The sequence below is a fragment of the Cellulomonas sp. IC4_254 genome (assembly GCF_011603975.1).
Taxonomy (GTDB): Bacteria; Actinomycetota; Actinomycetes; order Actinomycetales; family Cellulomonadaceae; genus Cellulomonas.
The window spans coordinates 1-10,669 of the sequence record NZ_JAANNB010000139.1; the positions used below are offsets into that span (position 1 = coordinate 1).

The following is a 10,669-nucleotide window of genomic DNA, read 5'->3' on the forward strand; positions in this document are numbered from 1 at the left end:
TCGGCGGGGTCGGGAGGGCGTCAGGCGCCGGGCGTGCCGGGCAGCGCCACCCCGCGCCACCGGTCGCCGCGCGCCCGCACGGTCACGGCGCGCACGCCCGCGGCGGCGTCCTCCGCGTGCTCGGCGTGCGGGGTGCCGCCGGCGGCGTCGGCGCCGCGGGGGCGGCGGAGCGCGACCTCCAGGCGGTCGTCGGCCAGCGACTCGACCAGGCCCTCGCCCCACTCGACGACGGTCACCGACTCGTCGAGCGAGGTGTCCAGGTCGAGCGCGTCCACCTCGTCCAGCGAGCCCAGCCGGTAGGCGTCGACGTGCACGAGCGTGGGGCCGGTCGCGCCGTCGGCGCGCGGGAGCGGCGGGTGCACGCGCGCGATCACGAAGGTCGGGGACGCGACCGCCCCGCGCACGCCCAGACCGGTGCCGATGCCCTGGGTCAGCGTCGTCTTGCCTGCACCGAGGTCGCCGGTCAGCACGACGAGGTCGCCCGCCCGCAGCAGCGCCGCGAGCGCCTCGCCGTAGGCGCGGGTTGCGTCCGCGTCCGCCAGGTCCACCGTCACCTCGGCCACCGTCGCGGTGGCCCCGTCCTGCTCGCTCACGCCACTCCCTCCGCGACGCGCTCCGCGCCGCTCGCCGGGACCTCCCGGCCGCCGTCCACGTACACCCGCGGCACCCGGGCACCGAGCCGGGTGACGATCTCGTAGCTGATGGTCCCCGCCGCGTCGGCCCAGTCCTGGGCGGTCGGGCCGCCGTCCGCGCCGGTGCCGAACAGCACCACCCGGTCGCCGGCCCGCTCGGTCGCGCCGGGTCCGAGGTCGACCATCACCTGGTCCATGCAGACCCGCCCGGCGATCGCCAGGCGCCGGCCGCCGACCCCGAGCGGGGCGCCCGGGGCGCCGTCCTGCCCGGACGCGTGCCGGGGCACCCCGTCGGCGTAGCCCAGCGGCACGACGCCGACCACGGTGTCCCGCGGCGTCACGTAGTGGTGGCCGTAGGACATGCCGTGCCCGGCGGGCAGCCCCTTGACGTTCGCGAGCTCGGCCTCGACCGTCATCGCGGGCACCAGCCCGAACCGCTCCGGGCCGCCGAGCTGCGGGACGGGGGTCAGGCCGTACAGCGCGATGCCGGGGCGCACGAGGTCGAGGTGCAGCTCCGGGTCGGTCAGCGTCGAGGCGGAGGCCGCGATGTGCCGCACCTCGAACCGGGCGCCGCGGGCCTCGGCGTCCGCGGCCGCGGCGCGCAGCAGGTCGCCCTGGGCGTGCAGGCTCGGGTGGCCGGGCTCGTCGGCGAACGCCAGGTGCGACCAGATGCCGACCAGCCGGACCAGGCCCTCGGCCTCGAGCCGCAGCGCCTCGTCGACGACGGCCGGCAGGTCCGCCGGGGTCAGCCCGTTGCGGCCGAGGCCGGTGTCGACCTTCACGTGCACCCGGGCCGTGCGGCCGGTGGCGCGGGCGGCGTCGGCCACCTCGCGCAGCGCCCACGGCGCGGCCACGGACAGGTCGACGTCGGCGGCCACGGCCTCCGCGAGCGGCGCGCCCGGGGCGTACAGCCAGGTCAGCACCCGGGCGGTCACGCCCCCGGCGCGCAGGGCCAGCGCCTCGGACACCTGCGCCACGCCGAGCCAGGTCGCGCCGCCCTCGACCGCGGCGCGCGCGACCGGGAGCAGCCCGTGCCCGTAGGCGTCCGCCTTCACGACGGCCATGACCTGCGCCGTCGGGGCGAGGTCGCCGAGGGTCCGCGCGTTGGCACGCACGGCCCCGAGGTCGACGACCGCCCGCGCGGGAAACCTGCTCACGCCCCCAGTCTCCCACCGGTGCGCGGGTGCCACGCGCGCCGGACGCGCCGGGCGGCGGGTCAGTCGGCCGTGACCACCGCGTCCGCGCGGCTCCGGGTGCCGGCGACCAGGTCCGCGTTGCGCTGGTCCGGCCCGTGCGTCCACGCGTACGCCGCGGCCGGCGGCTTGCCGAAGAGCTCGTGCCGGGCCACCAGCCGCTCGGCGCGGACCTCCTCGGGCAGGTCGACGAACCAGCAGACGTCGAGCAGGTCCCGCACCGGCCCGAACCCGTGCTGGTCGAGCAGCAGGTAGTTGCCCTCGGTGATCACCAGCGGGACGTCCGCGGGCACGCCGATGGCCCCGGCGACGCCGTTGCGCAGGTCGCGCCGGTACTCGGGCGCGTACACCGTCTCCCCCGGCACCGGCGCGCGCAGCCGGCGCAGCAGCGCGACGTACCCCGCTGCGTCGAAGGTGTCGGGCGCGCCCTTGCGGTCCGCGCGGCCCAGGCGCTCGAGCTCCGTCTGCGCCAGGTGGAACCCGTCCATCGGCACGACCACGCACCGGCCGGGGAACGCGGCGAGGATCTGCGCGCTCAGCGTCGACTTCCCGGCGCCGGGCGCGCCCGCGATCCCGAGCAGCCGGCGGACCGGCTCCGTCGCGCCGTCCGGCGGGTCGAGGAGCGCGGCGACCTGGCGGTGCAGGTCCGCGCGCAGCGGGGCGTCCGGGGCCGGGGTCGGCGGGCGCAGGCTCCCGGGACCGAGGTCGTGCGGTCCGGGGGCGACGTCGGCGGGGGTGTCAGCCACGCAGCAACCCTGCCACGGTCGCCGGGACGGCGTGCGCGACACCCAGTGCCGTCACAGGCCCGCCCGGCACCGCGACCTCCGCGGCCCGGCCGTGCACCAGCGCGGCGGCGGCGGCGAGCGCGGCCGCGAGCGGCGGGTCGTCCAGCACGTCGGCGGCGCGGCCGGCGAGCAGCGCACCCAGCACGCCGGCGAGCACGTCGCCGGACCCCGCGGTGGCGAGCCAGCCGGGGGCGTCCGCCTGCGCGTACACCGCGCCCCCGGCGCCGACGACCACGGTCGTCGACCCCTTGAGCAGCACCGTCGCGCCGGTGAGCTCGTGCGCCCGGCGCGCCCAGCGCAGCGGCTCCGCCTCGACCGCGGTGCGCGCGACGTCCTCGCCGAGCCGGCCGAGCAGCGTCGCGAGCTCGCCGGCGTGCGGGGTCAGGACGCACCACGGCGCGAGCTCCCGGGGCGCGAGCGCCAGCGCGCCCGCGTCGAGCACCGCCGGCACGCCCTCCGCGAGCGCCGCGTGCAGCGCGCGGGTGAGCCGCCGGGCCTGCTTCGGGTGCTCCGGGTCGACGCCCGGGCCGAGCAGCCAGGCCTGCACCCGACCCTCCCCCGCGACGACCTCGGGCCGCGCGGCGAGCACCGACCGCGCCACCGCGGAGGGCCCCACGTACCGGACCATCCCGACGCCCGACAGCGCCGCGGCCGAGACCGTCAGCACCGCGGCCCCGGGGTACGCCGGCGTCCCCGCGACCACGCCGAGCACCCCGCGGCTGTACTTGTGGTCCTCCGGCCCGGGCACCGGCCACAGCGCGGCCACGTCGGCCGGGGCGAGCCGCGCGACGGCCGGGCGCTCCAGGAGCGCAAGGCCGAGGTCCACGACCTCGACCCGCCCCGCGCGCCGCGACGCGGGCGGCAGCAGCAGCCCGGGCTTCGCCGCGCCGAACGTCACCGTCAGGCCCGCCGGCAGCACCGGGCCGTCCGGCAGCGCGCCGTCGTCCACGCCCACGCCGCTCGGCAGGTCGACCGCCACCACCAGCGGGCCGCCACCCGCCTCCGCCGCGCTGCGGGGGCCCCCGGTCGCGGCACCGGCGTCCTCGGACTCGAGCAGGTCGGCGAGCAGGCCCGCGAGCAGGCCGCCGACCCCGCGCGGCGCGCCCCGGCCGCCGATGCCGAGCAGGCCGTCCAGCACGACGTCGGCCGCGTACGCCTCCGCCACGGCGTCGCCCAGCCACACGCCGGGCAGGTCGGCGTCGCCCGGTGCGGCGTCGCCCCGGGCGCCCCCGCCCGGTGCACCGTCGTCCGACGGGTCGACCGCCCGGACCGCGCGGCCGCCCGCCCGGCGCAGCGCGGCCAGGCCCTCGGCGTGCGGCTCGCCGGTCGCGCACACCGCGACCACGCGCACCCCGCGCCGCGCCAGGAACGCCCCGGCGTGCAGCGCGTCGCCGCCGTTGTTCCCCGCGCCGACGAGCGCCACCACCGTCGCCCCGCGCACCTGCCCGCGCCGGTCGGCGAGCTCGGCCGCCACCCGCGTCGCGAGGGCGAACGCCGCGTGCTGCATGAGCGGCACCCCGTCGGCGAGCAGCGGCTCCTCCGCCGCGCGGACCTCGGCTGCCGTGTACCCCAGGATCATGCGTCCATCCTGGCCGAGCCCCGCGCCCGGCGCGCGTGGTCGCCGCGCGGCGCTCCCCCGGCCAGGGGTCTAGGTTGCGGAGCATGCGCTTCGGACTCTTCATCCCCCAGGGCTGGCGGCAGGACCTCACGGGCATCGAGGCCCGCGACCACTGGTCCGTCATGAACGGCCTCGCGACCTACGCCGACCAGGGCGACGCCTTCGACTCGATCTGGGTCTACGACCACTTCCACGCGGTGCCCGAGCCCAACGGCGAGGCCACCCACGAGGCCTGGAGCCTCATGAACGCCTACGCGGCCACGACCAGCCGCGTGCTGCTCGGCCAGATGTGCACCTGCATGGCGTACCGGAACCCGGCCTACCTGGCCAAGGTGGCGGCGACCGCCGACATCATCTCCGGCGGCCGCGTGCAGATGGGCATCGGCGCCGGCTGGTACGAGCACGAGTGGCGCGCCTACGGCTACGGGTTCCCGAAGCCGGGCGAGCGGATCGCCATGCTCGACGAGGGCGTGCAGATCATGAAGCAGCTGTGGACCAACGGCGTCGCGACGCTCGACGGGCAGCACTACCAGGTCGACGGCGCCCAGCTCGCCCCGCTCCCGCTGCAGGTCGACGGCCCGCCGCTGTGGATCGCCGGCGGCGGCGAGCGCAAGACCCTGCGCGTCGCGGCCGAGCACGCGACGTACACGAACTTCGACGGCACCCCGGCCGGGTTCGCGCACAAGAGCCGGGTCCTGCAGGAGCACTGCGCGGCGATCGGCCGGAACTACGACGAGATCACGCGCTCGGCCAACTACAACGTCGTCATCGGCGAGACCGAGGCCGAGGTCGACGACCGGATCGCCTGGGTCGAGGAGCACTACGCGCGCACCGTCCCGGACAAGGCCCCCGAGGTCGCGGAGGAGTTCCGCCGCGGCCCGCTGGTCGGCACCCCGGAGCAGATCGTCGAGAAGCTCACCGAGCTGCGCGGCCTCGGCATGACCTACGCGATCACGTACTTCGCGGAGGCCGCCTACGACCGCAGCGGGATCGAGCTGTTCGAGCGCGAGGTCGTCCCGGCCCTGCGCTGACGCCCGGGCGGCGGGCCCCCGGGCACCGCGGCCCCCGGGCACGACGAGGGCGCACCCCGCACGGGGTGCGCCCTCGTTCGTCTCAGTCGGCTTCCGCGACCACCATCGCCGAGGCGATGCCCGCGTCGTGGCTCAGGGACAGGTGGAACCGCGTGACCCCCCGGGCGGCCGCGGCGGCCGCGACGGTGCCGGTGACCTCGACCACCGGCTGCTCGCCGCGGACCCGCCGCACGGTCGCGTCCTGCCAGGACATCCCGGCCGGGGCGCCGAGCGACTTCGCGATCGCCTCCTTCGCGGCGAACCGCGCGGCGAGCGACGCCGGCGCGAGCCCGCGCTCCTCCGGGGTGAACAGCCGCTCGCGCAGGGCCGGGACCCGCTCGACGGTCGCCAGGAACCGGGCGACGTCGACGACGTCGATCCCGACGCCGACGATCACTCGACCGTGACCGACTTCGCCAGGTTCCGCGGCTGGTCGACGTCCAGGCCGCGGGCCGTGGCGAGCTCGCACGCGAAGATCTGCAGCGGCACCACGGACAGCAGCGGCGCGAGGAGCGTCGGGCTCTGCGGCACGTAGAACACCTCGTCGGCGTACGCGCGCACCGCCTCGTCGCCGTCCTCCGCGATGACCAGGGTGCGGGCGCCGCGCGCCCGGATCTCCTGGATGTTGGAGACGACCTTCGAGTGCAGGGAGTCGCGGCCGCGCGGGCTCGGCACGATGACGAACACCGGCTGCCCGGGCTCGATCAGCGCGATCGGGCCGTGCTTGAGCTCGCCGGCGGCGAAGCCCTCGGCGTGGATGTACGCGATCTCCTTGAGCTTGAGCGCGCCCTCCAGGGCCACCGGGAAGCCGACGTGCCGGCCGAGGAACAGCACCGAGGAGGTGTCCGCCATCCAGCGGGCGATCTCGCGCACCCGGCCCGAGCGGTCCAGGACGTCCTGGATCTTGTCCGGCATCGCGCGCAGGTCCTCGAGGATCTCCGCGATCTCGTCCGCGAACTTGTTGCCGCGCAGCTGCGCCAGGTACAGGCCCAGCAGGTAGGCGGCGGTGATCTGCGCGAGGAACGCCTTGGTGGACGCGACGGCGACCTCCGGTCCGGCGTGCGTGTAGAGCACCGCGTCGGACTCGCGCGGGATCGTCGACCCGTGGGTGTTGCAGATCGCCAGCACCTTGGCGCCCTGCTCCCGGGCGTGCCGGACGGCCATGAGCGTGTCCATGGTCTCGCCGGACTGCGAGATCGCGACGACCAGGGTGCGCTCGGTCAGGATCGGGTCGCGGTACCGGAACTCGTGCGCCAGCTCGACCTCGACGGGGATCCGGCACCAGTGCTCGATGGCGTACTTGGCGACGTGCCCGGAGTAGGCGGCGGTGCCGCAGGCGATGACGATGATCTTGTCGACGGAGCGCAGCACCGACTCGGAGATCTTGAGGTCGTCCAGCACCAGGCGGCCCTGGACGTCCGTGCGGCCCAGCAGCGTGTCCTGCACGGCCTGCGGCTGGTCGGCGATCTCCTTCTCCATGAAGGAGCGGAAGCCGCCCTTCTCGGCCGCCGCGGCGTCCCAGTCGATCGTGTACTCGCGGCCCTCGGCGGGGTTGCCGTCGAAGTCGGTGACCGTGACCGTGCGCGGGGTGATCACGACGACCTGGTCCTGCGCCAGCTCGAGCGCGCGGCGGGTCTCCGCGATGAACGCGGCGACGTCCGAGCCGAGGTAGTTGGCGCCGTCGCCGAGGCCGACGACAAGCGGCGAGTCGTGCCGCGCGCCGACCACGGTGTCCGGGTGGTCCTCGTGCACCGCGAGAAGCGTGAACGTGCCGTGCAGCCGGCGGACGACCTGGCGCATGGCCTCGCCCAGGTCCTTGACCTCGGCGTAGGCGCGCTGCAGCAGGTGCGCGACGACCTCGGTGTCAGTCTCAGAGAGCAGCTCGGCGCCGTCGGCCAGCAGCTCCTCCTTCAGCACGGCGAAGTTCTCGACGATGCCGTTGTGGATGAGCGCGAGGCCGCCTGCCACGTGGGGGTGCGCGTTGACGTCCGTCGGACCGCCGTGGGTGGCCCACCGGGTGTGCCCGATGCCCGCGGTCGCGCCCGGCAGCGGGCGCTCCTCCAGCAGGCCGGTCAGGTTGACGAGCTTGCCGGCCTTCTTGGCCGTGGCCAGGCCCTCCGGGGTGACGAGGGCGACGCCCGCGGAGTCGTACCCGCGGTACTCCAGGCGGCGCAGGCCCTCGAGGACGACCCCGAGCGGCTGGCCGTCCGGCCCATGGTCACCGACATACCCGACGATTCCACACATGGGCGCGAGTCTAGCGGCGGCGCGGGACGGACCGCCGCGGCGCAGGTCACGTCCGCGCGACGCCCCGGCCCGGCGGGCGCGAGCCGCCGCATCGTGCAGAATCGTCGGGTGCGCGCCACCGACGTCCCCGGGCAGACCTCCCCGTACGTGGAGCTCGACCGGGACGCCTGGGTCCGCCTGTCGGAGTCCACGCCGCTCCCCCTCACCGACGACGACGTCACGCGGCTGCGCGGGCTCGGCGACCCGATCGACCTGGCCGAGGTGGACGCGATCTACCGGCCGCTGTCCCGGCTGCTCGACCTGCACGTGACCGCGACCCGCCGGCTGCACGCCGCGGCGTCGACCTTCCTGCGCGAGGACACCCCGCGCACCCCGTTCGTCATCGGCGTCGCCGGGTCGGTGGCGGTCGGCAAGTCGACGACGGCGCGGCTGCTGCGCGAGCTCATGGCCCGCTGGCCCGCCACGCCGAACGTCGCCCTCATGACGACCGACGGGTTCCTGCACCCGAACGCCGAGCTCGAGCGCCGCGGCCTGATGGACCGCAAGGGCTTCCCCGAGTCCTACGACCGCCGGGCGCTGCTGCAGTTCGTCTCGAAGGTGAAGGCCGGCCACGACGAGGTCCGCGCCCCGGTGTACGACCACGTCACCTACGACATCGTCCCCGGCGCCGAGGTGGTCGTCCGCCGGCCGGACGTGCTGATCGTCGAAGGACTGAACGTGCTGCAGCCGGCCCCGTCCGCCGCGGGGACGTCGAGCACGTCCAACCTCGCGGTGAGCGACTTCTTCGACTTCTCGATCTACGTGGACGCGCGGACCTCCGACGTCCGGCAGTGGTACGTCGAGCGGTTCCTGTCCCTGCGGTCGACGGCGTTCGCCCGGCCGGAGTCGTACTTCCACCGGTACGCGGGCCTGAGCGACGAGGAGGCCGTCGCCCGCGCCGAGAGCATCTGGGACGCGATCAACGCGCCGAACCTGGTGCGCAACATCCTGCCGACCCGCAGCCGCGCGACCCTCGTGCTGACCAAGGGCGGCGACCACTCGGTCCGGCGGGTGCGCCTGCGCAAGCTCTGACCCCGGTCAGCCCCCGGTCGGGGACGCGGTCGCGCGCGGGCCGACGAGCTCGACCGGGTAGTGCTCGACGTCGACGGCGTCGAGGGCGTCCAGGCCCTCCGACAGCGCGACCGGCAGCGTCCCGCAGCCGCCGGCCGGCAGGGTCACGCGCACCGCGGCGCCCAGGGCGTCCACGAGCCACAGGTCGGCGCGCGGGGCGTCCGCGGCGCACGCGGCGGGCGTGCTCCCCGCAGCGGGGACGGTGGCGGAGGCGGTGAGCGCCGTGACCAGCGGCCGGACGTCGCCCTCGAGCCGGGTCGCCGTCACCGCGGCCCAGCGCCCGGCGGCGTCGGTGAGGGTCTCCCCGGTGGTGCACAGCACCGCGGACACCGCGGTGAACTCGCCCGGGACCGGCCCGGCCTCGGGGACGTCGGGGTGGGCGGTGCTGCTCGCCCCCGCGAACCCGAGCGCGGCGAGCACCTGCGGGGCGAGGCAGTCCGCGCCGGACGTCACGGACGCGCCGGCCGCGGACCGCTGGGCGGCCTCGCCGGCGGACGAGGCCGGGTCGCCGCCCGCGCAGGCGGCCAGGACGACCGCGAGGGCGAGGGCGCCGAGGCCCGCGACGGCCCGGCGCGGGCCGGTCCTGCGGGACCGGGTCCGGGGTGCACGAGGACGCGGTGCCGCCATGTCGCCCGCCGCCCTCCGTCGCCCGTTCCCCTGCCCAGGGCGAAGGCGCGGGCGTCTGCCCGGCCTCCGCCGTCGGGGGCGACGCCGTTGTGGCCCGGACCGAGCGTAGGCGCGGCGACGGGCCGCACCGGCGGACGATGCCGGATCGTTAGCGGGCGGGCCCGGATCGTTGCCGGGACGTGACCCGGAGGTCCGCGGCCGGTGCCGGGACCGGCGGGGCGGGGCAGGAGGCGCCGGCGTGCAGGGCCGCGCCCGCGGGGGCCACGGCGACGCGCGGGGCGGCCATCGGCGTGGGCGTCCGGTCCAGGCCGGTCCAGCGGCGCAGCACCCAGTCGATCCCGATGCCGACCAGGGTGCCGACGACCACGCCCGCGACGACCGCGATCACCGGGTGGTCCGCGAGCCACAGGCCGGCCCCGGCGCCCACGGCGGAGCCGTAGGCCGCCCAGGTCACGGCGGCCAGCCCGGTGAGCCCGACGAACCGCCTGCGCGGGTACCCGAGCGCGCCGGCGGTCATGTTGACCGCCACCCGGCCGACCGGGATGTACCGCGCCGCGAGGATGAACGACGACCCGCGGTGCTCGAGCGCGTGCTCGGCCCACGCCAGGGCCTTGCGGCCGCGCGCGGTGCGGAACACCTTCAGCCGGTGCACGTCGACCCTGGACCCGATCGTGTAGGCGATCTGGTCGCCGACGAAGGCGCCCGCCGCGGCGGCCAGCGCCACCAGCACGATGTTCGGCGAGCCGTGGGCCACCGCCAGCGACGCCAGCGCGATCACGACGGACTCGCTGGGGATCGGCGGGAAGAAGCCGTCGATCGTGGCGAACAGGAACAGCGCCGGGAACACCCACGCCGAGTCCGCCAGCATCGGCACCCAGCCCTCGACGGCGCTGATCCAGTCCTGCAGCACGATCATCATCCCCCGGGTGTTCGACGGCTGCCCTCGGGCGGGTCTGCCGTCGTCCACGCTAGGTGCGCTCCGACGGCCGCGACATGGGGGACTCCCCCGAGTCCCCCCTGGTCCTTCCCCCATCCTCACCGGGCCGGTCGCACCCGGCATCGGCCCCCGGGACGACGTGCCGCCGCCCCGGGTCCGCCTCCCGACGGAGCGGCGCCGTCCCCACGGACGACCCCGCGGACCCAGTGCACCACGCGCCACCGACAGGGGTCACGGGGATTCGGTGACCCCTCGGTGAACGCTGAGCACCGCGCGCGAGCGTGCCCACCGCGCCCGCGACGTCCGGCGCGCCCGCCACGTTGGCGCCCGCCGCGTTCGGAGGCTCCCCGGTGTTCTCGAGGTGCTCCGCGGAACCCTCCGGGACCCGTGCACCCCTCCGAACGCGTTCGGAGCCTCCGAGGGGTGCACGGGTCCCGGAGGGTTCCGCGG

General features: G+C 76.6%; 10 protein-coding genes. 2 read left to right on the forward strand and 8 right to left on the reverse strand.

Features of this window, described 5'->3' with window-relative positions; genetic code table 11:
* Positions 1–20: 20 nt before the first annotated feature.
* From tsaE to G6556_RS13370, 4 genes are all read right to left on the reverse strand, one after another.
* Positions 21–593, reverse strand: a complete 573-nt coding sequence (gene tsaE, locus G6556_RS13355; RefSeq protein ID WP_346774890.1) for a tRNA (adenosine(37)-N6)-threonylcarbamoyltransferase complex ATPase subunit type 1 TsaE — start codon at positions 591–593, stop codon at positions 21–23.
* Complete coding sequence (gene alr, locus G6556_RS13360; protein WP_166942185.1) at positions 590–1,789, reverse strand: alanine racemase; 1,200 nt, start codon at positions 1,787–1,789, stop codon at positions 590–592. Before alr ends, tsaE begins: the two co-directional genes overlap by 4 nt.
* 59 nt (positions 1,790–1,848) lie before the next feature.
* A complete protein-coding gene (locus tag G6556_RS13365) occupies positions 1,849–2,469 on the reverse strand; it encodes a nucleoside/nucleotide kinase family protein (RefSeq protein WP_166942223.1) in 621 nt (206 codons plus the stop codon).
* Between the two features lie 94 nt (positions 2,470–2,563).
* Positions 2,564–4,189 (reverse strand): bifunctional ADP-dependent NAD(P)H-hydrate dehydratase/NAD(P)H-hydrate epimerase, encoded by a 1,626-nt coding sequence (locus G6556_RS13370; RefSeq protein WP_166942188.1) that lies wholly within the window; start codon positions 4,187–4,189, stop codon positions 2,564–2,566.
* An 83-nt stretch (positions 4,190–4,272) separates the two neighbouring features.
* On the opposite strand from G6556_RS13370, the gene G6556_RS13375 reads away from it, so the two are divergent.
* Positions 4,273–5,259, forward strand: coding sequence for an LLM class F420-dependent oxidoreductase (locus G6556_RS13375; protein WP_166942191.1), 987 nt, complete (start codon positions 4,273–4,275; stop codon positions 5,257–5,259).
* Positions 5,260–5,341: 82 nt separating this feature from the next.
* Here G6556_RS13375 and G6556_RS13380 read toward each other — a convergent pair whose 3' ends face one another.
* Together G6556_RS13380 and glmS are read right to left on the reverse strand one after the other, a co-directional pair.
* Entirely contained in the window at positions 5,342–5,695 is a 354-nt protein-coding gene (locus tag G6556_RS13380; protein WP_166942194.1) for a holo-ACP synthase, read from the reverse strand.
* Positions 5,692–7,545, reverse strand: a complete 1,854-nt coding sequence (gene glmS, locus G6556_RS13385; protein WP_166942197.1) for a glutamine--fructose-6-phosphate transaminase (isomerizing) — start codon at positions 7,543–7,545, stop codon at positions 5,692–5,694. The genes G6556_RS13380 and glmS overlap by 4 nt, the downstream gene beginning before the upstream one ends.
* A gap of 108 nt (positions 7,546–7,653) precedes the next feature.
* On the opposite strand from glmS, the gene coaA reads away from it, so the two are divergent.
* Positions 7,654–8,616: a type I pantothenate kinase gene (gene coaA, locus G6556_RS13390; RefSeq protein ID WP_346774891.1), complete on the forward strand. Its 963-nt coding sequence runs from the start codon at positions 7,654–7,656 to the stop codon at positions 8,614–8,616.
* Positions 8,617–8,622: 6 nt separating this feature from the next.
* Here coaA and G6556_RS13395 read toward each other — a convergent pair whose 3' ends face one another.
* Together G6556_RS13395 and G6556_RS13400 are read right to left on the reverse strand one after the other, a co-directional pair.
* Entirely contained in the window at positions 8,623–9,282 is a 660-nt protein-coding gene (locus G6556_RS13395) for a hypothetical protein (RefSeq protein WP_166942203.1), read from the reverse strand.
* 148 nt (positions 9,283–9,430) lie between these two features.
* The gene (locus G6556_RS13400) at positions 9,431–10,249 is read right to left on the reverse strand and encodes a VTT domain-containing protein (protein WP_346774892.1); all 819 of its coding nucleotides are present in this window, start codon (positions 10,247–10,249) and stop codon (positions 9,431–9,433) included.
* Positions 10,250–10,669: the final 420 nt, after the last annotated feature.